The sequence below is a fragment of the Nocardia sp. BMG51109 genome, assembly GCF_000526215.1.
Lineage (GTDB): Bacteria > Actinomycetota > Actinomycetes > Mycobacteriales > Mycobacteriaceae > Nocardia.
Window position 1 is genome coordinate 5,824,313 of the sequence record NZ_JAFQ01000004.1, and the last position, 24,212, is coordinate 5,848,524.

Sequence of the window (24,212 nt, forward strand, 5' to 3'; positions counted from 1 at the left end):
TACAGCTGCCATGCGAAACGTGATTCTCGAGCCACCGGCGCGGGCGGTGGTGTACTCGGCGCGGCTGCTGTCGCGGCACCGCCTGCTGACCTCCTGCCTCGGCCTGGTGCTCGTGCTGGCCCTCGGCGTCGGGTACCTGCTGCTGGGCTCTCTGCAGATCAACCCCTTCCGGCCGCAGTACCAGGTGCGGGTCGAGCTGGCGCAGTCCGGCGGTCTGCTGCCCGATCAGGACGTCACGCTGCGCGGCGTGCGGGTGGGCCGGGTGCGGACGGTCGATGTGGCCGGCGACAAGGTCGTCGCGGTCGCCGCGATCGACTCCGGTGTGCGCATTCCGGCGGGCGGCGACGTGCGGGTCTCCTCGCTGTCGGCGGCCGGTGAGCAGTTCCTCGACTTCCTGCCCGCGGCCGAGGGCGGGCCCTTCCTGTCCAACGGTTCCGTCGTCACCTCCGACCACACCGCGACGCCGACCACCATGGCCGAGGCGCTGGCCAGCATGAGCGGCACGCTGACCCAGATCGATCCGGCCAAGATCGAGGCCATCGTGCGCGAGGTCGGCGCGGGTGCGGACGGCCCGCAGAAGCTGACCGCCATGGTGGACGGCGGCATGTTCCTGCTCTCGACGCTGGATTCGGTGCTGCCGCAGACGGTTTCGCTGTTGCACAACAGCAAGGCGGTGCTCACCACGGTGGGCGAGGTGACCCCGGGCCTGCAGGCGACCGCCGGGAATCTGGCGCAGACGGCGGCGGGCGTCGGGTCGATGTCGGGCGGATACCGGACGCTGGTCGGCAACGCGCCGAACACCCTGGCCCAGGCGGACAAGCTCATCGCCGAGAACTCGCCGACCATGGTGCAGCTGCTCGGCAATCTGACCACCACGGGACAGATGGCGTACCAGCACATCCCGGCCATGAGCGAATTCTTCTGGCCGCAGCAGCGCACCGGCTCGACGCTCGACGCGATTCATTCCGCCATGCACGAGGGCGCGGTCTGGGCGTCGGTGAGTCCCTACCCGAAGTATTCGTGCGACTACAACCTGCCCCGCGACCCGGGTTCGATCCCGGACTATCCGGAGCCGTTCCTGCACGCGCGGTGTGAAAATTCGGATCCGTCGCTGATGCCCCGCGGCGCCGCGAACGCGCCGCGCCCGCCCGGCGACAACACCGCGACCATGCCGCCCGACGCGGATCCGCTGCAGCGTGCGGATCCGACGCCGACCGGGCCGTACACCGTGCCGAACACGTATGGCGGCCCGTTCGTGCCGGGGGCATAGCGCACCACAGCCCGGTGCGCACGACCGTGACGATGGGAGATCAGGATGAACAAGACATCGGTGGTGACACCGGAGAAGGGCACCGACCCGGCGTCCCCGGATGCCGAGGACGTCGCCGATACCGAAGAGCCGAAATCACCGGCCGCGCCAGGCGAGGCGGCGGACGAGAAGGATGAGGCCGGCGAGAAACCGGGCCCGTCCTGGCGCCGATGGGTGCCTCGTCCGCTGACCGCGGTGCTGATCGTGTTGCTGGTGGTGGCGGTCGTGTTCGCGGCGGTATTCGGCTGGAAGCTCGAGGGCCGCAACGATCGCAACGCCGCCGGCGAGGCGGCGCTGGCCGCCGCCCAGAACTACGCGGTGGCGCTGACCAGCATCGACTCCTCGCGGCTGGACACCGATTTCGCGACCGTGCTGGACGGCGCGACCGGCCAGTTCAAGGATATGTACAGCCAGTCGGCCGGTCAGCTCAAACCGATGCTGCAGCAGGCGAAGTCGGTCAGCAAGGGGCATGTGGTCGCCGCGAGCGTGCAGTCGGCGACCGAGGAGCACGCCGTGGTCATGCTGTTCGTGGACGCGGAGATCACCAACGTGACCAACCCGCAGCCCCGCATCGATCGCAACCGCATCCTGATGACCATGGAGAAGGTCGGCGATCGCTGGCTGGCGAGCAAGGTCGAGCTGCCGTAGGTCCCGGAATCGGTGGCCGGCGGTAGCCGTCTGGCCGCGCCGAACGCCGAAGCCGGACAAGCATTTAATGACAAGCGTTTAACATTGCCGTGGAAGATGTCCGCGCGGATTCGGGGCCGCGCGGGCGAACACACATGAGCAATGGAGGAGTTCGCGATGGCATCGCCGCGGCGGCTCGGTGCACCCGACGCCAAGAATCGTGCGGTCCTGCTGGATGCGGCGGAGCGGCTGATGCTGGAGGAGGGCTACGCCGCGGTCACCTCGCGCGGCGTAGCCCGCAGGGCGGGCCTGAAGTATCAGCTCGTCTACTACTACTTCCGCACGATGGACGAGTTGCTGCTGGCCGTGTTCCAGCGCCGCGCCGAGGAGGGGCTGCGGCGGCAGGCGGAGGCCCTGGCCTCACCGCATCCGCTGCGGGCGATATGGGACTACAGCACCCGGCCCGGTGCCGCCCAGATCATCATCGAGTTCGTCGCGCTGGCCAACCACCGCCAGGTGATCCGGGATGCCCTGACCGAGTACTCCATGCGGTTTCGCGAGAACGAGGTCACCGCACTGCGAAAGATCATGCGGCACTACGACATCGATACCGAGGCATTCCCGCCGGCGGTCTTCGCCGTGATGACCGCCGGGCTGTCGCGGGTGTTGATGCTGGAGGAGTCGCTGGACGTGACCGGCGGCCACGCCGAGACCCTGGCCTTCGTCGAACAGCACCTGCGCCGCCTGGAGGGAACGCGCTCCGAGTCCACCGAGCGGACACCGTCGGAGTGCTCGGTGCGGTCGCGAGCCGAATCCTCCTCGGCGCGTACGCGATCCGGCCGGGCGTAGTGTGTCAGCGACTCCTCGCGTACGGCGCGCTGACCGCCGGATCGGCCACGCCGACCTCGACCCGCACCCGATCCTGGTAGAACCCGACGTGCCCGTGCAGCAGGGCGACCTCCGGGTACGGCTCGGGGTACATCCAGGCGACGAGGTCCGGGTGATCGGCCGGGCGCCAGTACCGGGCGTTGCCCTTGAACGGGCAGCGGGTGGTGGTCTCCGGATCGGCCACCAGCAGGTCGAAACGCACGTCGGATTCGGGTACGTAGAACGCGATGCCGTGGTCCTGCTCGTCGACCAGCAGGCCCCGGGTGGTCTCGGCGATCACCCGGTCGCCGTGCGTGACCCGGATCAGGTTGCGGACGCGGCGCAGGTCGACGCGGTAGTCCGGCCAGTCGGCATACCCTGACTGCTGCGTGCTCTCGTCTCCCATGCTGTCGTCTCCTCGGTGTCGGAGGTGTGGAACGGGCGGCGTCAGAGTAGCGAGCCGGATTCGGTGCCGGACCCGCCGGAGGCCCGGAACCCGCGGAGCATGGCGTGCACGGTGTAGGAGGCGACCAGCCGCCCGTCCCGCGTATGCACCCGTCCCTCGCTGTGCGCCTGCCCGCGGCCGGTATAGGTGGCCCGGGTGGCGTACAGCAGCCACTGCGTGACGTCCACGTCATCGTGAAACGTGACGGTGGCCATGGTGATTCCGGTAGAGACCGACCGGTGTGCCATCGCCTCGCCGAGGCCGGCGTGCGGGCGCATGGCGGCGGCGACCGTCCAGTGCGTGGTCGACTGGCTCAGCAGCGCCGCGTGCAGGTACTCGTGCTCGGGTGCGTCCCGGAACCGCGTCCAGACGTACAGTTCGGGCGGGCCGATGCGATCCGGGTCGGGGTCGTAGGCGTCGTCGACCACACGGATGTCCCGGCCCTCCACCTCCGTGCCCGGGATGGCCATCGGCCGCAGCCGTTCGGGCCCGGTGACCCGCGGTAGGTCCGCCACCGCGCGCACCAGGTCGGGGGCGCCGGCGTCGAGCAGGACCATGCCGGCGCAGCACAGCTTGTCGTGCTGGTGGATCCGGGCGTGCGCGGTGGTGAAGGTGCGGCCCGAGCGCAGCACGTCGATCCCGATGTCCAGCGGCGCCTCGTGTTCGGCGACCCGCGAGAAGATCATCGAGGCCGAGGTGACCCGTTGTCCCGGAACCTCTTTCGCGGCCGCGACCACCGCGTCGCCGAGCATCTGCCCGGCCTCGACCACATTGCGGACCGTCGGCCCGTGCGCCGGGGCACGGTAGTGGCCCGTGCCCTGCGGCCGCACGTCCATCAGCTCGAGCAATCGGCGCTGGCTCCACGGTACGGGCTGCGTCTCCGCCGTCCGGCGCTGTGCGCCCATAGGCTCCGCCCGGCGCCCGATCAGCCCGCCCGCCGTGCGTAGGCTTCGGCGTACTCCTTGCGGGACGTGGTCGAGGTGTCGACGTCCTTGGCCTGCTCCCGCAGCGCGCCCACCGTCGCCTGCTCCTTCGGGATGTGCGCGAACGGGTCCCAGTTCAGGGTCCGGCAGGCGTTCTCCCAGGTGATCTTGTTGATATCGGAGTCGGTGGCGCCGGCGGCGTTCAGCTCCTCGAGCACGAACTCGGGCGCGTTCGGCCAGATCGAGTCCGAATGCGGGTAGTCGCACTCCCACGCGATGTTGTCGATGCCGATGTCGTAGCGCATCTTCAGCGAGTTGCGGTCGGTGACGTAGCAGGCGATCGCGTGCTCGCGGAAGACCTCGCTGGGCATCTTGCCGCCGAAGTCGCGGCGCAGCCACTTCTGGTTGGTGTAGTGCCGGTCGGAGCGGTCCAGGAAGAACGGGATCCAGCCGACGCCACCCTCGGAGAACGAGACCTTCAGGCCCGGGTGGTTGCGGAAGGCCGGGCCCCACAGCAGATCCTGCGCGGCGATCAGCGAGACGCTCGGCGCCAGCACCATCAGGTTGTCGATCGGCGCGTTCGGCGCCAGGTTCAGCACCCGGAAGCCCTGGCCGATATGGAGATTCATCACCGTGCCGTGATCGGCCAGCGCCGAGAGCACCGGACCCCAGTAGTCCATGTCGTGATAGCTGGGCAGGCCGTCGAGGTGCGGCAGCTCGGGCATGGACACCGAGTGGCAGCCCTTCTCGGCCACCCGCTCGATCTCGGCGATGGCCAGCTTCGGATCCCACAGCGGCAGGATCGACAGCGGGATGAACCGGCCCGGGTAGGCGCCGGCCCAGTCCTCGATGTGCCAGTCGTTGTAGGCCTGGATCATCGCGACGGTGATCTCGTCCTTGAAGTGGCTGAGGTGGCCCGCGCTGAATCCGGCGAAGGTGGGGAAGCACATCGAGGCGAGGATGCCGTTGGCGTTCATGTCCCGGACCCGGGCGTGGATGTCGTAGACGCCCGGCCGCATCTCCGCGTAGCCGGCCGGGTCGTAGCCCCATTCCTCCGCCGGCCAGGAGACCACGGCGTTGAGGCCGGTGACGCCGGTCGGCTTGTCCCGGTAGACCCACCGGTCGACGCCCTTCTCGTCGACGATCACCTTGGGGGCCAGGTCGGCCCACTTCTTCGGGACGTGGCCGTCGAACATGTTGATCGGCTCGACCACATGGTCGTCGATGCTCACCAGGATCATGTCGTCGATGTTCACGTGACTCCTCGCTGGTCGTACGGTCTCTCGGATGGATCGACCTCGATCGCAGTGCGAGACGATCAATCTCCGTCGAAGAGAATCATACTCTCGCGATCGGCCGGATCGCCAGGGTGGTGTCGGCGGCCCACGTCGCGGGCGTCGGCCGGGCCCGGGGCGGCCGGGCGACCGGATCGGGTTCCGGCGGCGGCCGGCCCGTTCTTGTTATCCTTAATGTAATGCGATTACCGTAAAGTGAGAATAGTATTTCCGTCGGCATCCGGTGGTGGTGCCGTGGGCACGATCCGGGAGTCGCCATGTTCGACAACGACATCGAGCTCGTCGAGGCGCTGATCGCGGACGAGGCGCTGGTCGAAGAGGTTGGCGGCCCCGCGCGGGGCCGGGAGGTAGTGCGGTGGTGCGGGCTCGGGGAATAGTGGACGCCGGTGGACATCGCCGGGTCGCGGTGGTGACCGGGGCGGCCCGGGGGATCGGCGCGGCGACGGTGCTGGCGCTGGCCGACCGCGGGTGGTCGGTGCTGGCGGTCGATGTGGCGGCCGACGATCCGGCGCTGACGTATTCGATGGGGACCAAGCAGGAACTGCTCGCGGTCGCCACGGAGGCGGGCGGCCGGGTGAACCGGGTCGGGGCGGTGCGGCCGTTCGTGGCCGACGTCCGGGATCCGGAGGCGCTGCGCGCGGCGGTGGCCGAGGCCGTGGACACCTGGGGCGGGCTGGACGCCGCCGTCGCCGCCGCCGGTGTGATCGCGGGCGGTGATCCGTTGTGGGACATGCCGGTCGAGCAGGAGCGGGCGGTGCTCGACGTCTGCCTCGGCGGGGTGGTGAACCTGGCCCGGGCGGCGGTGCCGGCGCTGCTGGCCCGCCCCGAGCCGCGATCGGGACGGCTGCTGGCCGTGGCATCGGCCGCGGCGACCAAGGGCCTGCCGCGGCTGGCGGCCTACTGTGCGGCGAAAGCCGGTGTGGCGGGGCTGATCCGGGCGCTGGCGGCGGAACTCGCCGATACCGGTGTCACGGCGAACGCGGTCAGTCCGGGTAACACCGATACCGCGCTGCTGGACGAGATCGCGCGCATCTACGACCTGCCGGAGGCCGAACGGTTCGCCCGGCAGCAACCCGTCGGCCGGCTGTTGCAGCCCGCGGAGATCGCCGGGGTACTGGCCTTCCTCGCCGGGACCGAGAACACCGCCATGACCGGTGCGGTGGTGCCCGTCGACGGCGGACTGGCGCTGTGACGGGCGGGCCGGTCGAATTCTTCCTGTTCCTGCCGCAGGTCCGGCTGCCCATGACGGACATCGTGGAGCGGGCGCGGGCCGCGGAGGCCGCGGGATTCGACGGGATGGCGTTCATCGACCACCTCGAGGCGCCGGGGGCCGAACATCAGCCCCTCTGGGAGGCGATGACCGTGGCGAGCTGGGTGGCGGCGCGGACCGAGCGGCTGCGGATCGGCCACCTGGTGCTGTGCGATGCGTTCCGGCATCCGGCGGTCCTCGCGAAACAGGCTGTGACACTGCAGGAAGCGTCCGGGGGGAGATTCGAACTCGGCCTGGGTTCGGGGTCGGTGCCGCGGGAACTGGTGCGGTTCGGCATCACCCGGGCGCGGGCGGCGCAGCGGCGCGAGCGGCTGGCGGAGAGCTTGGAGGCCATGACCGGGTATTGGGGTGGATCGGCGAACGCTCAAGTGCCGCAACCCACTACGCCGATACCCCTGGTCATCGGGGGGACCGGCGCGGGGACGCTGGAACTGGTCCGCAAGTACGCGACCTGGTGGAATCTCCCGGTGACCGAGATCGGGCGGTTGCGGGAGCTGGCCCCCTCGGTCGGCCGGGCGCGGGTGTCGGTGCAGCAGATGGTCGGTTTCGTCGGCCGCGGGCAATCGGCCGACGAGGTCCGCGAACGGAGCACGCGCCGCTTCGGATATCTCGGCGACGGTCTGCTCTGCGGCGACGCCGATCGGCTGACGGACTACTTCACCGACCTGAATCGCCGTGGCGTCGAACGGTTCTACGTCTGGTTCGCCGACTTCGCCCCGGCCGCGACGCTGGCCGAGTTCGGGGAGACTGTCGTGCGGCAGGTCGTCGCAACGGCCGGTCGGTAACCGGGCGGGCCGTGCGTTCCCGACCGGAACTACCGCCGCCACACCATCATCCGCCGCTACCCGCGCACCCTTCGGCACGCCCTGTCGTTCCGTGTGTCCTCCGGTGGGCGCCCCTCGCGTCATTCCGGCGTGCCTTCGGCCGGAATCCAGCAACACGGCCGCAGCACGGACCCCGGCCGGGAAACGCCGGGGCTGACCAGCGGTTGACCTGCCGCCAAGCCGGGAAGGGCGGGTTCTGTCGACAACCCAAGAGATTGGACTTACCTAATAGTGAGAATGGTATTCTCTGAATGGTACGTGACAGGGCTGTCGACCGGTCCGGCGGTTCGGGATGGCTCCGTGGGCCGGCAGGGGCGGCGGGAAGGAGGCCGTGATGCCGTCGGAAACCGCGACGCGGGCCGAGATCGTGCGTGAGCTGCGCGAGGAACTGCGGGTGCAGACCACCCGGACGGTGATGCTGTATTCGGCGGTCGCGTCCCGGCTCGGCATCACCGTCACCGATCTGACCTGCCTGAACCTGTTGCGCATGCGCGGCGCGCTCACCCCGGGCGAGCTGGCCGAACTGCTCGGCATCGCGCGCGGCGGGGCCATCACGACCGTCGTGGACCGGCTCGAACGCGCGGGTTACGTGCGCCGGAGCAAGGATCCCGACGATCGGCGCCGGGTGCGGGTCGAACTGATCGCGGTCCGCGCGGAGGTGGCGGTGGCGCCGCTGTTCGGGGAACTCGCCGCCCTCGGCGACAGCCTTCCGAAGGATGACGAGGCGCTGGCCGCGCTGCTGGGCTTCGTGCGCGACTTCAACGCGGCGCTGTCCCGGGCGACGAGCCGGGTGTCGGAGGTCGATGCGGTCTGACGCCCAAGCGTCGAAAGTGTACTCTCCCAATCAGAGAATGCTATTCTCAAACGGTGTGCGCATGCCGGATTCGGGATGCGCGCGACATCAAACGGAGCATGTGAGGCTGCGAAGGAAGGGAGGCCGCGATGCTCTTCGAGTTCGACGCCGACCAGCGACTGTTGCGCGACACGGTGCGCGAGGTGACGGCGCGGGAATGCCCGCCCGGGCTGGTCCGGGACATCGTCGACAAGGACGCCGAGCCCGATGGGCTGTGGCGGACCTACGTCGACCTCGGCTGGACGGAACTGACCGATCCGGCCCTGACCGTCGAGCTGGGTATCGTGCTGGAGGGCCTCGGCCGCGCCACCGACCCGACTCCGTTCCTGGCCACCGTGTCGCAGTTCGCGCCGCTGGTCCCGCAGTCGGAACGGATCGACAAGCCGGGTGCCGCAGTGTATTCCGGCATCACGGCCACCGCGGACGGCGCGGGGTGGCGGCTGGACGGCGCGGCGCGTTTCGTGCTCGACGGCGACCGGGCGCAGCGGCTGGCCGTGGTCACCGACGCGGGCGTGTTCGTCGTGCCGGCCGAGGCGGTGGTGGCGACGCGCAGCGCGGTGTTCGATCCGGTGCTGCACGTGGCCGAGGTCGCCGTGGCCGGGTTTCGGGTCACCGCCGGCGATCGCGTCGACATCGATCCCGAACGCGCCCGCCAGCACGCGCTGACCGGCCTCTCGCTCACGACCGTCGGTGCCTGCCAGCGCATTCTGGATCTCGTGCTCGAGCACGTGCGCACCCGCCGCCAGTTCGACGCGCCGATCGGTTCGTTCCAGGCGGTCAAGCACAAGGCCGCCGATATGCACATCGCCATCGAAAGGGCCCGCGCGCTCGGCTATTTCGCCGCGTTGTGCCTGGCCGCGGACGACCCGCGGCGGCGGCTGGCGGCCTCCATGGCCAAGGCGTCGGCCGGCGAGTGCCAGTCGCTGGTGTTCCGGCACGGGTTGCAGCTGTTCGGCGCGATGGGCTTCACCTGGGAAAACGACCTACAGTTCGCGCTCAAGCGGGCCAAGGCCGGTGAGCTGATGCTCGGCGGCGCGGCCCAGCACCGGGCACTGATCGCCGAGGAGTACCGTGCAGCTCACGTTTGATCCCGAGGTCGAGGAGTTCCGCGCGGAATTCGCCGCCTTCATCGACGAACATCTGCCCGCCGCGTCCGAGACGAGCGAGCGGTCGCATTCGAGTTCCGATGTGCCGCAATGGTCCCGGCGCTGGCAGCGGCTGCTGTTCGACAACGGCTGGCTGCTGCCCGCGAATCCGCCGGAGTTCGGCGGCCGCAACGCCTCGGTGCTGCAGCAGTACGTGCACCTGGCCGAGCTGTCCAACCGGCGGATCTATCACAGCTTCAACCCGCAGGGCGTCGGCATCGTGGCGGCCTCGCTGCTGTCGTTCGGCACCGAGGAGCAGAAGCGGCGCTGGGCGGTGCCGATCCTGCGGGCCGAGATCACCGCGTCGCTCGGGATGAGCGAGCCCGGAGCGGGTTCCGACCTGGCGTCGCTGCGCACCCGGGCGGTGCGCGACGGTGATGAGTTCGTGGTGGACGGGCAGAAGGTGTGGACGTCGGGTGCCCACGACGCCGACGTGCTGCTGACCTTCGTCCGCACCGATCCGGACGCGCCCAAGCACCGGGGGATCAGCGTGCTGATGATCCCGACCGACCTGCCCGGGGTGACCAGGCGGCCGTTCCCCTCGATCAGCTCCCCGGACGATCTGGATTTCAACGAGGTCTACTTCGAGGGTGTCCGGGTGCCGGCGGAGAATCTGATCGGCGAGCTGAACAAGGGCTGGGCGGTGGCCAACGGCTCGCTCGGTCACGAGCGCACGATGCTGTGGCTGAGCTATGCCGACCGGCTGGACGATCTGATCCGCGACTTCGATCCCCGGGACACGAACGACCGGGACGCCTTCGCCCAGCTGGTGATGGATACCGAGGCGCTGAAGCTGCTCGGTTCGGCGGCGCTGTCGCGGGAGGCGCGCGGGGAACAGGACGTCCCGTCGCTGTCGGTGCTGAAGGTGATCGGGTCCGAGGCCATCCAGTCGGCCTCCGAATCGGCGCTGAATTCCGCAGGGGAGCAAGGACTTCTGCACCCGACGGCCAGCGCCGAGCCGAGTCCGTGGACCCTCGATCACTACTGGGCCGGCTGGTTCGAGCGCTACATCCGCAGTTTCGCCGGCACCATCGCCGGCGGCACCTCGGAGATTCAGCGCACCATCATCGCCGAGCGAGTGCTCGGACTGCCGCGCGGCTGATATCCGCTACCGAGGACGGAACATCATGGCTGCTCGATCCGAGACCGGCAGGGCCGGTGCGGGAAATCCGATCGCGGGCCGGCGGGCGCACTCCCGCGAACATCTGCTGCGCTACCGTCTCGCGGTCGTCGGCTCGAACGCCGTCGAGGTGACGCGGTCCATCGGCGGTTTCGTGTGCGACCGGACGATGGCCGGCTGGGAGGTGACCGTCGTGCTCGCCGATGCCTCCGACACCTCGGGCGCGCGGTCGCTGGAGATCCTCGGCGCCACCGTGCTGGACCTGGAGGCGTCGCTGTCCACGCCGGTGCACGACATCTGGCCGCACGCCGTCGCGATCGCGCCGGAGCTGTACACCACCGACGCCCGGGTGCGGCGCGGCGTGCTGGAGTGCCTGGACCACGGCCTGATCGAGGTCGCGCTGTGCGATGGGGACCTGCCCGCGGAGCTGGCCGGCCGGCTGGACGTGGTGCAGCACCGGCTCAGCGTGGCCGCGCGGGCCTTCAAGCGCGCCGCGCTGGCGGCGGCCGGGGTGGCGACCGCCGAGATCGGCGGTACGGAACGGCTCCGATGCGGGGAACTGCTGCTCACCGGCCCGTGGGGCGGCGCGGATCTGATCTCGGCGGGCTGAGTGAATATGATATTCTCGCCAAAGGAGAATGGCGATATCACAGAATCTGCCGACCGATCCGCGCCCGGGGTCGTTGCCCGGGGCGCGGTGCTCGCGGAGAGGGTGCGAATGAGCCGACACAATGAGCGAATCGCGGGGGAGCGCGCCGCGTGCGTGCCGGAAGCCGACGGAGTGCGGCCATGACGGTATCGCTGCTGCTCGATATGGCGCTGTCCGGCGATCCGGACCGGACCGCCGTCGTCTGCGACGAAACCCGGTGGACCACAGGCGAATTGCACGCCCTCGCGCAGGGCGGGGCCGGTGTCGTGGCGGCCTCGGGCGCCCGCGGCGTGGCCTACGTGGGAACCGGCGGGCACATGCTGCCGCTGCTGATCTTCGCCGCGGCCGGTGCCGGAGTTCCCGTGACGCCCTTGAACTATCGGCTCAGCGCCGAATCGCTGCGTGAGCTGATCGGCCGGCTCGACGATCCGCTGCTCGTGTGCGACGACGAGTACCACGATATCGTGGCCGAATTCGGTGTCCGTACCATGCGTTCGGCGGAATTCGTCGCGGCGGCCGGGTCGGCGGACCCGGTATCGGAGGCGGTGGATCCCGAGCAGGTGGCGGTGGTGCTGTTCACCTCCGGGACGACCTCGACACCCAAGGCGGTCGAGCTGTCACACCAGAATCTGCTGAGCTACATCACCGGAACGGTCGAGTTCGCCTCCGCCGAGCCTGCCGACGCCGCGCTGATCTGCGTGCCGCCCTACCATGTCGCGGGAATCAGTGCGGCGCTGTCGAATCTGTACGCCGGGCGCCGGATGGTGTACCTGCGCGCGTTCGATGCCGGTCGCTGGGTGAGCCTGATCGACAGCGAATCGGTCACTACCGCAACGGTTGTGCCCACCATGCTCGACCGCATCGTGGCCGAGCTGGAGCGCTCCGGCACGCGGCTGCCCACGCTGCGCAACTTCGCCTACGGCGGATCCAAGGTGGCACTTCCGTTGGTGCGCAAGGCCCTCGAGCTGCTGCCCGAGGTCGGTTTCGTGAACGCCTACGGGCTGACCGAGACGAGTTCGACGATCGCGGTGCTCGGTCCCGACGACCATCGGGCCGCGCACGGCGCCGACGATCCCGCCGTCGCGCGGCGGCTCGGCTCCGTCGGGCAGCCGGTGCCCGGCATCGAGGTGCAGATCCGCGACGGCGATGGCCGGGTGCTGGGGGCCGAGGAGACCGGCGAGCTGTTCGTCCGGGGGCCGCAGGTGTCCGGCCGGTACACCGGGATCGGCTCGGTGCTCGACGCCGAGGGCTGGTTCCCGACCAAGGACGTCGCGATGCTCGACGCCGGCGGCTACCTGTATCTCGGCGGCCGCTCGGACGACACGATCATTCGGGGCGGCGAGAACATCGCGCCCGCCGAGATCGAGGACGTACTGGTCGAGCACCCCGACGTGCACGAGGTCGCGGTGGTCGGCGTGGAGGATGCGCAATGGGGGCAGATCATCGTGGCGGTGGTGGTGCCGCGCGCCGGCGCGACCCCGGACCCGGACGCGCTGCGTGAACACGTCCGCGCCGGCCTGCGCGGCTCGCGCACGCCGGACCGGGTCGTGTTCCGGGACGCGCTGCCCGTGACGCCGACCGGAAAGGTGTTGCGGCGCACCCTCGTCGAGGAATACGGCCCCGCCGTGGATGCGACGCCGAGCAGGTAATCGGCGTCAGGAAAGGAACACAATGGTCAACAACGGTACTCGGCTGCGGAGCCAGGTGTGCGACACCGAGGTGATCGTGGTGAAGGCGGCCGACAGTCTGGACGATCTGCGGGCCGGCGGCATCGCGATGATCCCGATCGGCGAGGAACCCGCCGCCGGCGCACAACTGGACGCGAACTTCGCCGACGGCAGCTTGCTGGGCAAGCGCTACGTCGACGAATCCGGCGCGGAGGTCCTGGTGACCAAGCCCGGCGCCGGTACCCTGAGCGTCGGCGCCACCCCGCTGGCGCTGAAGGAAGCCAAGCCGCTGCCCGCCAGCGACTGACCGAAAGAGGGGGCGACCGTGGCGGATTCCGGAGCCAAGATGCTGGTGTTCTCGAACCCCGTCGCCGGCCAGGAGGACGCCTTCAACGAGTGGTACGACACCGAGCACCTCGCCCAGGTGACCGCCGTCCCGGGCGTGGTCGGCGGCCGGCGCTTCGACGTCGTCCCCGCCTCCTCGACCGGCGGCGCCCCGGCACACCGGTACCTGGCGGTCTACGACCTGACCGGCGCCCCGGACGAGGTCGTCAAGGAGTTCGTCGAGCGCGCGGGAAGCGGAGAGATCGGACTCAGCCCGGCCCTGGACATGTCGACCCTTGCTGTGTCGGTATGGCGCCCCCGAGGCGAGCCGCATACGGCAGAGTAGCGCGGCCACGATGGCCGACAGTGCGGCCGGAATGAATGCTACTGAGCGTGCCTTCGCACGGATACGGCCCGGCATTCGTAGTCCCCCTGCGGAATGTCTTCGATCTCGACGTCGACCGTGTCGCCTTCGTTCAACGCGAGTACGCCCCCCTGCTCGACGCTGGACAGGTGAAACCACACCGGCGGGCCGTCCGGCCGAGTCAGTACCCCGGTCCCGTTCCGGATATTCCAGCGGTACACCGTGCCCTGCTCCACCCTCCGCTGCTGGCATGACAGGCTGAGCCGAGGCCGCATCACTGCGGCCCATGAACTTCTGGTCAACCAAGACGTGTGCGTACCCGCGCAGCGGTCGCGGCGGCGTCTTCGGCTTCCTTCGCGTACCGGGTGTCTTCGTCGTTCCACCGTGCCCAATCACGGTGGTGTTCTTCGGTGAAACCGCTGTTCTGACGCGGGAAGATGAGCGGGTCGTCGCCGAGCAGCCGCTGTAGGCGTCGGTCGTGGGTCTGCTGTGCCGACGAGACCAGCGCCCGGCAGTTGGGACCGGCGAAGTTGTCCTCTTGCCGCAGTGTGGACAGGTTGTAGATGAACCCGAAGAACCGCCGATCGGCTGTGCCGCTGTTCCGGGTGCCCGAGTGCAGCAGTTGGTTGTGGATGGCGACGGTATCGCCTGCCTCGGCTCGGATCAGCACCTCACCGGCCTGGGGATCGTATAGCCGTTCTTCGGGTACCAGCCGGGGCTCGCGGTGCGATCCTGGTATCACCCGCAGCGGTCCGGCGTCGTCGGTCATGGTCTGGAGGTACGACAGGAACACGATGCTCGGCGGCCGTTGATACGTCCCTGACGGCACGGACCCGAATCGGTCGCGATGCCACATCACCGGCCGCCCATGGCTTTCGGCTCCAGCCGGCGCATCGCTGTTGAGTACCGCTGAGTCGAGCTGGACGAAGGGTCCCATCACCGCTTCCGCGAATCCCAGCAACATCGGATGAGCAACGGCGGGCAGCACTTCACGCGGGTAGCGCTCCAGGAGTCCGCCGACTGCGCCGGGGTCGTCGTCGGTGCCGTTGCTGAACTGCCAGTCGGCTACCGCTCTGTGGTAGAGGTCGTGGAACATCGCGACCTGTTCGGTGCTGTAGACGTTCTGGAAATGCCGGTAGCCCTGCTCGATGAAGGCTTCGACGTGCGAAGCGACATCGGCAGGGCTGGCGGCCGGGATCATTACCGGAGTCCTGCGGCTCGGTAGGCTTGGGAAAGCTTGTCCGCGGCCAGGTTCCGCGCTCGTTCGGCACCTTGGGTGAGCAGCTTGTTCAGGTGGGTGCGGTCGTCGGCGATGTCGTGATAGCGGCGCTGAATGTCGCCGAGCCGTTCGGTCACCGCGTCGGCCACCGCGCCTTTGAGCACTCCGTAACCGGCGCCGTCGAATCGCTCACGACTCTCGTCCCGGGTCGTGCCGGTGAAGCACTCGAAGATCGTGAGCAGGTTGGTCACGCCGGGGGCGAGTTCATCGGAGAAGTCCACACCGGACTTGGAATCGGTCACTGCTCGCATGATCGACTTGCGTGCCTGGCCGATCGGATCGAGCAGCCCGATAGCGTGGCCGGGGCTCTTTTCGGCGGTGCTCTTGCTCATCTTGGCGGTGGGATCGTCCAAGCCCATGATCCGGCCGCCGGATTTGGGGATCATCACGTCAGGGAGCTTGAAGGTTTCGCCGTACATCGCGTTGAATCGCTGGCTGATATCCCGGGTGATTTCGACGTGTTGTTTCTGGTCCTCGCCGACCGGCACAAGGTCGGGGTCGTAGAGAAGAATGTCGGCGGCCTGGAGTGCCGGATAGCACAGCAGCCCCGCACCGACACCCGCGTCGACATCCGCGACTTTTCCTTTCGTCTTGAACTGGGTCATGCGCTCGAGCCACGACACCGGAGTGACGCACGTCAGCAGCCAGGTCAGTTCGGCGTGCTCGGCGACGTCGCTTTGCACGAACAGGGTCGACTGCTCGGGGTCGATGCCGCAGGCGAGATAGAGCGCGAAGATTTCTTCTACCCGGGCGCGGAGGTTCTTGCCCGCGACGGCTTCGGGAATCGTCAGCGCGTGCAGGTCGGCCACGAACAGAAAGTTTTCATATTCGCTCTGGTTGTCGGCCCATTGGTTGATCGCGCCGATGTAGTTGCCGATGTGCAGGCGTCCGGTCGCGGTAATTCCGCTCAGGACGCGCTTCTTACCTGCCGCTGTCATAGGTTCCCTTCCCGTCTGCTGCATCGTCGCCCAGCGCCGCTGCAATGTCGGCGTCAGTCGCTCCGTGGTCACGAGCGAGGTCGACGTAGGCGTCAACGCAGGCGTCGCATCCCTCCCGGCGTTTACGTGCTGCCATCATCAGCGCGTCCCGGACTATCTGATCTGGGGGTTTCGCGCGATACCAGGGCTGACCAGCGTTCACCAGGTCACCTCTCCCGTGTCGCCTGATACCTTAACAACGCGGCCCTCTCTCACCAGTTCGCCGAGGCCATGAGCACCGACGACACACGCAGTGCCGCATTCCCTCGCCAACGCCGGGGCATGACCGAGAAGCCCGCCGTGCTCGACGATGAGACCAATTCCGGCCACCGCCAGCCATCCCCACACCGGACCGGAGTCGGGAACCACGGCGATATCGCCAGGCATCAGCCGGTCGATGTCGGATTGAGTCCGCAGCACCCGCAGTGGTCCGCACGCTGTACCGGGAGCCGCGCCCGTGGCCTGCCACCCAGCCTCAGCCGTCCGTTCACCCGGTGGGGTGTCCAGCTAGCCACCGAACTGGCTCCATGAGGCCGGCCGCTTTGCCCAGCCAGCCTGGTCGTCCTCGACGGCTATCGCTCGCCGAAACCCTGTTTCCCAACCGGTTCCGGCGAATCGCGTTGCTCGGCCACTCGGTACGACCGCGAATAAAACTGACAGCAATGAGTCATATATACCTTGTATACCTGACAATAATCTGTCATGGTTGAGGAATGAGACTCTGGGGGCCATGTGGGCGGCTCGGTCCGGTGGGCGTTGTGCCGAGGTGTTCGTCGGACGGGGCAGCGCCGTGAAGATCGTCTACTTCCAGCCGCGGTTGCAGGCTGACAAGAACTATCGGAACCAGAGCGGGTCCGAGCAGGTCTGGTGCCCGTGGTGGGCGCTGCTGCTGAACGGCCACGCCAAACCCGATGTCGATGAGGCAGTGCTCATCGACGCTCGCCGAGACAGCCAGTGGCACGAACAGCTGGTACAGGCGATCACGCCCGGGTCGGTCGTGGCGGTGTCGGTGATGACAGGGCACGCGATCAAAGACGCCATCAGCGCCAGCGAGACGGCGAAAGAGCTGGGCGCGCGGGTGTTTTGGGGCGGGCCGCACCCGACACTGTTCCCGGCCGACGTCCGGGCTGAGCCGTTCGTCGACCACGTCATCATGGGGTTCGGTGCCGAAGTGTTCGGACGGTCGATCGCGTCCCTGGTGGCCGGTGAGGAGGCGCCGGCGATCCTCGACGGCCGCGGGAGTAGCAGCCTGCTACGAGTGACGAAGCTCAAACAACCCACGGCTGCAACGCGATTCCGGCCGGACCTGTCGCTGATCGAGTCGTGGGACGGTTACGTCAATGCCGACCAGGCGATCGGTGAGCGGTCGGTCAACCTCATCACGTCCGAGGGTTGCCTGCGCCGCTGTACCTACTGTTCGGAGCCGACTACCTCGCAGCATTCATGGCTGACCTACGATGTCGATGACTGCGCTGCTATGGCCGGGCAGCTGATCGACCGGGCGCGGGCCGACGGGCTGAAGCTGCACGATCCGAACTTCTTGCATGATGTCGACCGTGGGCTGGCGTTCGCCCGGCGGCTCAGCGAGGTCCGTTCGGTACCGTGGGCGGCCACCATTCATCCGGACGATTTGATCCATATTGACGAACGGCGGCTCGCCGAACTCGCGGAGTTGGGGTTGAGCCGCGTGCTCGTCGGTCTCGAGAGCCCGATCCAGTCATTGGTCAACCTGGCAGGCAAGCGTTACGAGGTCGATCGCATCCCGTTCATCGCCGATCGGCTTGCCGCGCACGGGATTGCGGGCATGTTCACCTTCATCGTCGGGTGGCCGGGTGCCGATGAATCGCACTACCAGCGCACGATCGACGCGGCGTTCGCGATCCGTGCGGTCTCGCCTCTGCACCAGGCGAAGATCCACTTCCTGGAGCCGTGGCCGGGCACGCCGATGGCGACGCTGCTGACGAAGAAGAACCTCCTGCTGCCGACCAGGACCCTGCGGGAGTGGGCGGATATCGACTACTACTTCGCCCACCTTCCAGTCTTGCACGCGGCCGAGTGGGAGCAACGAATCCGCCAGGCAAACGAGGAGCTGTCCCCTTATGTCGAAGCCTAAGCCCGATCCCGTCTACGTCCGCGCGTCGGTATGGCGGTCCTGCAACCTCCGCTGCACGTATTGCCCGATCGAGGAGGGCATGGAGAACCGTGTCCCGGACCATCTTGCGGGACAACGATTGTCGACAGACTCGTACATCCGGAATCTGCGCTCGATCGCTGCCGCCGGTGTTCGCGGCGTCTCGTTCACGGGCGGTGAGCCGACGTTGCGGCTCGACCTCGACCGGATCATCGAGGAAGTCCGCCCGCACTTCGACCGCGTCGAACTCACCACCAACGGTGCGCGGCTCGACCGGGTGAAAGACGTTGTGCGCCAGCATATCGACCTGATGAAGGTATCGCTCGACACGGTCCGTGAAAGTGACTTGCGGCTGATCACCGGCCGGAGCTACACCATGGATCACGCGCGGGTTGCCATCGAATGGGCGCTCGGCGAGGGAGTGCCGGTCGGTATCAACGTCGTGCTCATGCGTCGCACCCTGGACGATCTCCGCGACACCATCGGTTTCGCCCGATCGATGGTATCGGGTGTGCCGGACAGTCGGCTCCATCTGAGCCTGCTGGACTTCTACTACACCCCCAGCCGCCGCCAGGAATGGCTGGCGGATTTCGTCCCCACCTCCCAGGTGCTCGACCTCCTGCGCAAGTGGTACGGCGACCCGGCCGTCCAAGAGAGGTTCGGTTGCACGTTCTACTGGTTCGACGCCGATGGATTCGATATCAGAGTCAAGGACTCGTTCGGCGCGACCATGCGGGCACCCAAGTGTCAAGGCTGCTCGTCCTATTGCCAGGAAGGCATCTACGGGATCAAGCATTCCGTCGAGGGGTGGATCACGACGTGCCCGAGCAACCGGGACGACCTCGGTGTCCATCTCCCACAAGAAGCCGATCCCGCCGAAATAGACCGACTTCTTCGAAACGTCCTTTCTGATGTCGAAGCGGCGACGCCCGATGCACGTTCCTTCGCAACGCTCCGCGCCACCCACCACCTTGGGCTACCGTTGTACGACATCAGTCGCTCAAAGGTGTAAGCATGGCGGCTATTTCGATGTAATCCGGAAGGAGACTACACAGACATGACAGACGAGCGCGCGGGCCAGGCACCGACCATCGGAATATATTCCCCGTCGGGGTCTTTTTCGGATGCTCCGGATAAGGTGGAATTGTTCGACAAAGGCGTGGCAAGGCTCCGTGCCGATGGATTCGCTGTTGTCGAATCCAAGCACTGCCGAGGCTCGTGGTTCCACGCCTCCGCGTCGCCCACCGACCGGGTGAGTGACCTCTACGAACTGTGCTCGGACCCGGCCGTCGACGCGATCATTCCGTCGATCGGAGGACACGTCGCCTCGCAGCTGCTTCATCACATCGACTTCGAGCGCGTCTCCGCCGGCGGGACCAAGCTGTTCGGCTTCAGCGACAGCTCGATCATCCCCCTGATCACCACGGAGAGAACCGGCCTCGTCACCTACCACGCTGCCTGCGACGCCACCTTCGGGTTCGGCCGTTTCGCCGAAGGAGGCTTCGAGATCGCCGAGCGCACGTTCATCGCCGCTGTCAACGATGACCCCCTCGACCTGACCGGCCGCGGTGGCTGGCGCCCGGTACAGACCGGTACTGGCTCGGGGACGCTGCTCGGCGGAAACCTGAAGGGGCTCGCCTCGCTCGCCGGCACTCCGTGGTGGCCCGATTGGTCCGGCAAGATCATGTTCTGGGAAAGCATGGACCCGCTGCATGCCGTCGCCCAGAACTTGACACAGTTGTCGAACGCCGGAGCGTTCGCCGATTTGGCGGCCATGATTGTCGGGCGTGTCGACACCCTGGGAGACCCCTTTTATGGTGTTGACAAGGTTGTCCCGATCGACCGATTCCTCCTCGATGTTCTCGGCCTGCGTGGCCGATTCCCGATCATTAGTAATGCTGACATCGGGCACAACGTCGACAATGTGACGTGGCCGCTCGGAAAAACTGCCGTCGTCGATGTCACCGACAGCACAGCGACGTGCAGACTCACCGGCTGGAAGCGATTATCACGAGAGTAGAACAATGCCACATTTCCCGGTCGCCACCCACCCTGACATCAAGAAGATCGTTGAATTCAAAGCAAACCTGACCTGGCGAATTCGTACCTACCTGCGTGAGCAGGGGGCGCTCGAAGTGCCGATGCCGGTCTTGCAGGCAACCCGCGAGGGAGCGCCGGTCGACCAGTGGACCACCACCGACCCGCACACCGGCAAGCGGTGGTACTTGCGGCACTGCATGGAGGACCATCTTCGGCGGGTGTCGATCGCCCACGACCGCGTCTTCGAGATCGGCAAGGCCATCCGAGCCGATCGCCGCAGTCCCTCGCATGCCAGCGAATTCCTGGTACTGGAACTCGTGTTCCGTCGCTTCACCTACGAGAACGGCATCGACCTCATCCGTGGGCTCTACACCGAGGCCATCGGCCCAGCGGCCGATGACGTCTACGGCAACGGCGCGGCCTTCCGGGGCATCGTCACCCAGCGATGGCGCGACATCCTCGAGCAGGCAACCGGAATCGACTCGCACGGTGACGAACTGATCGCAGACTCGAAGCGGTGGCTCACCGCCCACAGCATCACCCCCGAGCGGCCCTATGTGACGAGTTGGGAAGTGCTGGAAGACATCATGAAGCACGCGGTGGAACCGGCGTGCACACTGCCGACCATCATTACGCACTTCCCCGCCGAACTGTGCCACGTCTGTACCATCGAGTCCGGGCAGAGCGGGCAACCGAGGCATGCCTTGCGGGCCTCCTCCGTCGTCAACGGCGTGGAGTGCTCGGACGGGGGAATCAAGTTCCGGGGCTCGACCGAGTACCGGCAGGTGTACGAGACGAACGCCGCCTACCGCGAAACGCAGCTGGGGCTCGACGGCAACCACCTGCCGGAGGAGTTCTTCGCCGATCTCGACACCATGACCGACGCCACCTTCACCACCGGCATGGGGATCGACCGTATCGCGGCCCTGGTGTCCGGCAACGATATCCAGCGTGTGCTTATTTTCCCGGAGGGCTGACGCTGTGGCACCGGTTGTCGTGATCGGGGCAGGAGGTTACCTCGGGAGTCGTCTTCTCGACGATGTCAGCCAAGAGGTCGCGGCCATCGGCGTCGTCCGCTCCGCCGATGAGCCGGATGCCGAAGTGGCCGATCTCCTCGAGGACGATGGCGTTGAGGCCGTGGCCGAGGTGTGCCGCGACGCGATCGTCTTCTACTGCGCGAACGTTGGTGGGCGCCAAGCCGCCATCGCCGCACCCACTGCAGCGCGCCGCATCAACTGCGACGTCCCGGCACGCCTGGCGGAAGTGGCTCGCAAGTTCGTCTACTTCTCCACCGATTACGTATTCTCCCAGCCCGGCCGGCTGTCGCCGGATACACCATGCTCACCCGACTCCACCTATGCGCATACCAAAGCAGCCGGAGAACGTCGGGTGCTCGCGGCAGCGCCGCAGTCCCTGATCGTCCGGGTGTCGGGCCTCTACGATGACGACGGCACCCGCGGCCGAACCTTTCGCGCGGGCGAGACGATCAACGCCAGCGACAACCGCCACACCACACCGACCTACGTGCCGGACCTGGTCCGTGCCGTCAAGCAGATGGTCGACAGGGACGAGCGAGGCATCCGCCACGTTGTCGGACCAGCCACGTTGTCCGACTATGAATTTCACCAACTCGCGAGCCTCCGATGGGGATTCACCGTGCGGCCGGTGCTGGCCACCGAACGCCGTGACGGTCCCGTCCTCGTCGCCGAACCCTCCGGCGCAGTCCGGCATCCCACCGAGGTGTTCCGATCCCCTCGCGCCGACCACGGCACGGAGCTTCGCGTGTTCGACTGCGTCGGTGTGCTTCTCGGCGCGCGGACATGGAAGCATCCCGACCCGTTGCTCTGGACGGCTGAGGAATCACGCCTCCCGCAGCAGGGGCGGCTTGTCGACGATCCCGGCCTTCTGGCCGACATGTACGCACCGAACTGGCGGCTGTGGACGACGGTCTGCCGAGCACCCGCGATCAAGATCCTCGCCAACAACGGCAAGCAGGCGTCGTTCGAAAAATGGGTCGAACGGTACCGGCTCGACCTCATCTTCGACCGGACAATCAATTCCGAACGCGACGCAGCCGAGAAGCCCGGCCCGGCGTTTGCGCACATCGTCCACACGCTGGCAGGCCACCGGACGGTGACGCTGTACGACGACTCCCGCGAGATCACTACCGGAGCACAACGACACGGATGGGCGACCGCGCTCGCAGTACGAACGGCACTGTGGCCTGTCTCGGCGTATACCTGCGAAAGGAGAACACTGCCTTGGGCACCATGATCACCACCGACCCCGATCCACACGCTCCGACCACACCGCTGATCGACGTCTACAGCAAACACGTCACCGTCGACCCACCCTTCGACGCCGAAGCCACACTCAACAAGCCCTCACACTTCCCGAGCCCGATCGAGGTCCGCGGTACCGGCACATATCAGTTCGTCACCGAGGTAGCCGGGCAAAACTACGGCTGCATCATCGACTACCTCGACGGCTCGAACGATGTGGATATCACGCTATACCGGCCGAAGAGTTCCAGCGCCGATGACCAGAACCATCCGCGCGTTCTGGACGAAATCCAGCGCCGGCTGGGGTTCACTGTGGGCCTGGACGGATACGAGGCCATCTGGGAACAAGACACCATTCTCAGCGATCTTCCGCGCCGCATGGTCGGCGCACGTCCCAGCAGCCCCTTCTCCCTATTCGAATTCCTCATCATCTGCACAGTGCTCCAAAACACCGTCGTCCGACGCACCGTCCAGATGATGAATACACTGGCACTCGAATTCGGCACCCGATACACCTTCCCCTCCGGGCAAGCGATCTGGGGACTGGGGCGGCCCGATCAGCTTGCCGACATCGGCGAGGCTCGACTGCGCGAGCTGAAACTCGGCTATCGCGCAAAAACAGTGACCCGATTGGCACGCCACTTTCTCGATAATCCGACCCTGACCGATGACCTTCTCACCCAGGGAAACCCCAGCGACACAGTACAGGCACTCAAGGAGATCTACGGCGTGGGACCGGCGTCGGCCGGATACATCAGTTTCGAATGGCTCAAATGCCTCGACCAGTTCGACCACGTATCACCATGGGAGCACAAGATATTGACCAAAGTACTGTTCGACTCCCAAGAGGCCACACCGCCCGAGCTGATCCGGTTCTGCCAGAAACGGTGGTCGCCTTTCACCATGCTCGCGGTACACGCGGTGTTCGAGAGCTTGTTCTGGCGGCGCGAACGGGGCGACGGACCCGAATGGCTCGACCCCCTCATCAGGTTGTGACCGATGCTCGACACCTACGATCTGTCCACCGCCATCAGGAAAGCGCTCACCGACGGCGGCACCGACGACCTCGAACGAGAAGCCGAATTCGCGCTCGCGATGGCCGATCTGGAACCCATCGACACGCAGCTCACCATTGTCGACCGGCTGCGACAGGGCGAATCCCCCTATCACGTCTTCGGCTGCTATCCGGTCCCGGATCGCGACACCGTCGTCGACATATGGCCGAACGTCATGCCGCCGGGCTGTGCGACGGCACCGATGATCCAGGCCATCCGCGAGGTGACAGCCACCCGGGGACAGGTGATCGCTGACCTCGGCAGCGGCTCCGGCGTCCTCGGTATAGCCGCGCTCCTGGAATGCGAGACCAGATCCGGACTCTTCCTCGACGTCGATGCCCTTTCCTGCGCCTGCGCCCGTGACAATGTGGCCCGGCTCGGCCTGGATCGTCGGGCAGACGTTGTCCAGGCAGACGTGCGGGCCGCCGCAGACCATCTCGATGGCGTGGAGGTCGTCGTCGCCAACCTGCCCTACGTCCCTTCAGTTGACGTCGCCACGCTCCCCAAGCGCTTCACCGCCTACGCATCCACAACCGCAGTCGACGGTGGACACGGCGGCCTGGACCTGATCACCGACACCATCACCAGGCTCCAGCACAGCGCATCGTCCTGCACAGCCATGGTGCTGCAACTCGGAGCCGGGCAAGCGTCGGCCGTACTGCAACACCTGGAGCCCGGATGGCACACGTCGGTCAGGCACTGCGGACCGGCTAGCATCGTTCTGATCGAGCGGTGACACCACGACGACCGGAAGGCAGCAACCAGA

General features: G+C 67.2%; 26 protein-coding genes. 19 read left to right on the top strand and 7 right to left on the bottom strand.

Annotation, left to right across the window (positions count from 1 at the left end):
• Nucleotides 1-10 precede the first annotated feature (10 nt).
• From D892_RS0127640 to D892_RS0127650, 3 genes are all read left to right on the top strand, one after another.
• On the top strand, nt 11-1,270 hold the full coding sequence (locus D892_RS0127640; protein ID WP_024804346.1) for an MlaD family protein: 1,260 nt from the start codon (nt 11-13) through the stop codon (nt 1,268-1,270).
• A gap of 45 nt (nt 1,271-1,315) precedes the next feature.
• The gene (locus D892_RS42245) at nt 1,316-1,957 is read left to right on the top strand and encodes a hypothetical protein (RefSeq protein WP_024804347.1); all 642 of its coding nucleotides are present in this window, start codon (nt 1,316-1,318) and stop codon (nt 1,955-1,957) included.
• A gap of 156 nt (nt 1,958-2,113) precedes the next feature.
• Nucleotides 2,114-2,785 (top strand): TetR/AcrR family transcriptional regulator, encoded by a 672-nt coding sequence (locus tag D892_RS0127650; protein WP_024804348.1) that lies wholly within the window; start codon nt 2,114-2,116, stop codon nt 2,783-2,785.
• 4 nt (nt 2,786-2,789) lie between these two features.
• On the opposite strand, the gene D892_RS0127655 is transcribed toward D892_RS0127650, so the two are convergent.
• Genes D892_RS0127655 through D892_RS42255 form a run of 3 tightly spaced genes read right to left on the bottom strand, consistent with a single transcriptional unit; the run spans nt 2,790 to nt 5,427 of the window.
• Nucleotides 2,790-3,209: a DUF427 domain-containing protein gene (locus D892_RS0127655; protein WP_024804349.1), complete on the bottom strand. Its 420-nt coding sequence runs from the start codon at nt 3,207-3,209 to the stop codon at nt 2,790-2,792.
• 41 nt (nt 3,210-3,250) lie between these two features.
• The gene (locus D892_RS42250; RefSeq protein WP_051499190.1) at nt 3,251-4,153 is read right to left on the bottom strand and encodes an acyl-CoA thioesterase II; all 903 of its coding nucleotides are present in this window, start codon (nt 4,151-4,153) and stop codon (nt 3,251-3,253) included.
• Nucleotides 4,154-4,173: 20 nt separating this feature from the next.
• The gene (locus D892_RS42255; RefSeq protein WP_036567523.1) at nt 4,174-5,427 is read right to left on the bottom strand and encodes an amidohydrolase family protein; all 1,254 of its coding nucleotides are present in this window, start codon (nt 5,425-5,427) and stop codon (nt 4,174-4,176) included.
• Between the two features lie 394 nt (nt 5,428-5,821).
• Between D892_RS42255 and D892_RS0127670 the strand changes: the two genes are divergently transcribed.
• From D892_RS0127670 to D892_RS0127710, 9 genes are all read left to right on the top strand, one after another.
• The gene (locus tag D892_RS0127670) at nt 5,822-6,658 is read left to right on the top strand and encodes a mycofactocin-coupled SDR family oxidoreductase (protein WP_232236188.1); all 837 of its coding nucleotides are present in this window, start codon (nt 5,822-5,824) and stop codon (nt 6,656-6,658) included.
• Between the two features lie 50 nt (nt 6,659-6,708).
• On the top strand, nt 6,709-7,521 hold the full coding sequence (locus D892_RS0127675; RefSeq protein WP_051499926.1) for an LLM class flavin-dependent oxidoreductase: 813 nt from the start codon (nt 6,709-6,711) through the stop codon (nt 7,519-7,521).
• 373 nt (nt 7,522-7,894) lie between these two features.
• Nucleotides 7,895-8,374 (top strand): MarR family transcriptional regulator, encoded by a 480-nt coding sequence (locus D892_RS0127680; RefSeq protein WP_036570052.1) that lies wholly within the window; start codon nt 7,895-7,897, stop codon nt 8,372-8,374.
• A 128-nt stretch (nt 8,375-8,502) separates the two neighbouring features.
• Nucleotides 8,503-9,501 (top strand): acyl-CoA dehydrogenase family protein, encoded by a 999-nt coding sequence (locus D892_RS0127685; RefSeq protein WP_024804353.1) that lies wholly within the window; start codon nt 8,503-8,505, stop codon nt 9,499-9,501.
• A complete protein-coding gene (locus D892_RS0127690; protein ID WP_024804354.1) occupies nt 9,485-10,660 on the top strand; it encodes an acyl-CoA dehydrogenase family protein in 1,176 nt (391 codons plus the stop codon). Before D892_RS0127685 ends, D892_RS0127690 begins: the two co-directional genes overlap by 17 nt.
• Before the next feature lie 25 nt (nt 10,661-10,685).
• Entirely contained in the window at nt 10,686-11,288 is a 603-nt protein-coding gene (locus tag D892_RS0127695; RefSeq protein ID WP_084161255.1) for a hypothetical protein, read from the top strand.
• A gap of 179 nt (nt 11,289-11,467) precedes the next feature.
• Nucleotides 11,468-12,976, top strand: a complete 1,509-nt coding sequence (locus D892_RS0127700; protein ID WP_024804356.1) for a class I adenylate-forming enzyme family protein — start codon at nt 11,468-11,470, stop codon at nt 12,974-12,976.
• 22 nt (nt 12,977-12,998) lie between these two features.
• Nucleotides 12,999-13,301, top strand: a complete 303-nt coding sequence (locus tag D892_RS0127705; protein WP_024804357.1) for a hypothetical protein — start codon at nt 12,999-13,001, stop codon at nt 13,299-13,301.
• An 18-nt stretch (nt 13,302-13,319) separates the two neighbouring features.
• Complete coding sequence (locus tag D892_RS0127710; protein WP_024804358.1) at nt 13,320-13,664, top strand: DUF4286 family protein; 345 nt, start codon at nt 13,320-13,322, stop codon at nt 13,662-13,664.
• 316 nt (nt 13,665-13,980) lie between these two features.
• Here D892_RS0127710 and D892_RS0127720 read toward each other — a convergent pair whose 3' ends face one another.
• From D892_RS0127720 to D892_RS49760, 4 genes are read right to left on the bottom strand one after another with little or no spacing between them, the layout of a single operon-like run.
• Complete coding sequence (locus D892_RS0127720) at nt 13,981-14,883, bottom strand: phytanoyl-CoA dioxygenase family protein (protein ID WP_024804360.1); 903 nt, start codon at nt 14,881-14,883, stop codon at nt 13,981-13,983.
• Nucleotides 14,883-15,923 carry a tryptophan--tRNA ligase gene (gene trpS, locus D892_RS0127725; RefSeq protein ID WP_369801778.1) on the bottom strand — a complete coding sequence of 347 codons (1,041 nt, stop codon included), beginning with the start codon at nt 15,921-15,923 and terminating at the stop codon, nt 14,883-14,885. Before trpS ends, D892_RS0127720 begins: the two co-directional genes overlap by 1 nt.
• Nucleotides 15,883-16,038, bottom strand: a complete 156-nt coding sequence (locus D892_RS49755) for a carboxymuconolactone decarboxylase family protein (RefSeq protein ID WP_369801839.1) — start codon at nt 16,036-16,038, stop codon at nt 15,883-15,885. Before D892_RS49755 ends, trpS begins: the two co-directional genes overlap by 41 nt.
• Before the next feature lie 59 nt (nt 16,039-16,097).
• Complete coding sequence (locus tag D892_RS49760; protein WP_084161256.1) at nt 16,098-16,325, bottom strand: PEP-utilizing enzyme; 228 nt, start codon at nt 16,323-16,325, stop codon at nt 16,098-16,100.
• A gap of 403 nt (nt 16,326-16,728) precedes the next feature.
• On the opposite strand from D892_RS49760, the gene D892_RS0127730 reads away from it, so the two are divergent.
• From D892_RS0127730 to D892_RS44015, 7 genes are read left to right on the top strand one after another with little or no spacing between them, the layout of a single operon-like run.
• Nucleotides 16,729-18,051, top strand: coding sequence for a radical SAM protein (locus D892_RS0127730; RefSeq protein WP_198037005.1), 1,323 nt, complete (start codon nt 16,729-16,731; stop codon nt 18,049-18,051).
• A complete protein-coding gene (locus D892_RS0127735) occupies nt 18,038-19,081 on the top strand; it encodes a radical SAM protein (RefSeq protein WP_084161258.1) in 1,044 nt (347 codons plus the stop codon). Before D892_RS0127730 ends, D892_RS0127735 begins: the two co-directional genes overlap by 14 nt.
• Nucleotides 19,082-19,126: 45 nt before the next feature.
• Nucleotides 19,127-20,089 (top strand): LD-carboxypeptidase, encoded by a 963-nt coding sequence (locus D892_RS0127740; protein WP_084161259.1) that lies wholly within the window; start codon nt 19,127-19,129, stop codon nt 20,087-20,089.
• Between the two features lie 4 nt (nt 20,090-20,093).
• Nucleotides 20,094-21,086: an amino acid--tRNA ligase-related protein gene (locus D892_RS0127745; RefSeq protein WP_024804365.1), complete on the top strand. Its 993-nt coding sequence runs from the start codon at nt 20,094-20,096 to the stop codon at nt 21,084-21,086.
• Nucleotides 21,087-21,090: 4 nt separating this feature from the next.
• Entirely contained in the window at nt 21,091-22,383 is a 1,293-nt protein-coding gene (locus D892_RS0127750) for a sugar nucleotide-binding protein (protein WP_198037006.1), read from the top strand.
• Nucleotides 22,371-23,387: a hypothetical protein gene (locus tag D892_RS0127755; protein WP_156959712.1), complete on the top strand. Its 1,017-nt coding sequence runs from the start codon at nt 22,371-22,373 to the stop codon at nt 23,385-23,387. Before D892_RS0127750 ends, D892_RS0127755 begins: the two co-directional genes overlap by 13 nt.
• A gap of 3 nt (nt 23,388-23,390) precedes the next feature.
• Nucleotides 23,391-24,182, top strand: a complete 792-nt coding sequence (locus tag D892_RS44015) for a methyltransferase (RefSeq protein WP_024804368.1) — start codon at nt 23,391-23,393, stop codon at nt 24,180-24,182.
• Nucleotides 24,183-24,212: the final 30 nt, after the last annotated feature.

Coding starts and splice junctions, on each gene's coding strand:
- D892_RS0127650 (WP_024804348.1), top strand. CDS start 2,114: ATGGCATCGCCGCGGCGGCTCGGTGCACCCGACGCCAAGAATCGTGCG.
- D892_RS0127745 (WP_024804365.1), top strand. CDS start 20,094: ATGCCACATTTCCCGGTCGCCACCCACCCTGACATCAAGAAGATCGTT.
- D892_RS0127735 (WP_084161258.1), top strand. CDS start 18,038: ATGTCGAAGCCTAAGCCCGATCCCGTCTACGTCCGCGCGTCGGTATGG.
- D892_RS0127675 (WP_051499926.1), top strand. CDS start 6,709: ATGACGGACATCGTGGAGCGGGCGCGGGCCGCGGAGGCCGCGGGATTC.
- D892_RS0127680 (WP_036570052.1), top strand. CDS start 7,895: ATGCCGTCGGAAACCGCGACGCGGGCCGAGATCGTGCGTGAGCTGCGC.
- D892_RS42245 (WP_024804347.1), top strand. CDS start 1,316: ATGAACAAGACATCGGTGGTGACACCGGAGAAGGGCACCGACCCGGCG.
- trpS (WP_369801778.1), bottom strand. CDS start 15,923: ATGCAGCAGACGGGAAGGGAACCTATGACAGCGGCAGGTAAGAAGCGC.
- D892_RS0127705 (WP_024804357.1), top strand. CDS start 12,999: ATGGTCAACAACGGTACTCGGCTGCGGAGCCAGGTGTGCGACACCGAG.
- D892_RS49760 (WP_084161256.1), bottom strand. CDS start 16,325: ATGCCTGGCGATATCGCCGTGGTTCCCGACTCCGGTCCGGTGTGGGGA.
- D892_RS49755 (WP_369801839.1), bottom strand. CDS start 16,038: ATGATGGCAGCACGTAAACGCCGGGAGGGATGCGACGCCTGCGTTGAC.
- D892_RS0127700 (WP_024804356.1), top strand. CDS start 11,468: ATGACGGTATCGCTGCTGCTCGATATGGCGCTGTCCGGCGATCCGGAC.
- D892_RS0127655 (WP_024804349.1), bottom strand. CDS start 3,209: ATGGGAGACGAGAGCACGCAGCAGTCAGGGTATGCCGACTGGCCGGAC.
- D892_RS0127740 (WP_084161259.1), top strand. CDS start 19,127: ATGACAGACGAGCGCGCGGGCCAGGCACCGACCATCGGAATATATTCC.
- D892_RS42250 (WP_051499190.1), bottom strand. CDS start 4,153: ATGGGCGCACAGCGCCGGACGGCGGAGACGCAGCCCGTACCGTGGAGC.
- D892_RS0127720 (WP_024804360.1), bottom strand. CDS start 14,883: ATGATCCCGGCCGCCAGCCCTGCCGATGTCGCTTCGCACGTCGAAGCC.
- D892_RS0127685 (WP_024804353.1), top strand. CDS start 8,503: ATGCTCTTCGAGTTCGACGCCGACCAGCGACTGTTGCGCGACACGGTG.
- D892_RS0127640 (WP_024804346.1), top strand. CDS start 11: ATGCGAAACGTGATTCTCGAGCCACCGGCGCGGGCGGTGGTGTACTCG.
- D892_RS44015 (WP_024804368.1), top strand. CDS start 23,391: ATGCTCGACACCTACGATCTGTCCACCGCCATCAGGAAAGCGCTCACC.
- D892_RS0127695 (WP_084161255.1), top strand. CDS start 10,686: ATGGCTGCTCGATCCGAGACCGGCAGGGCCGGTGCGGGAAATCCGATC.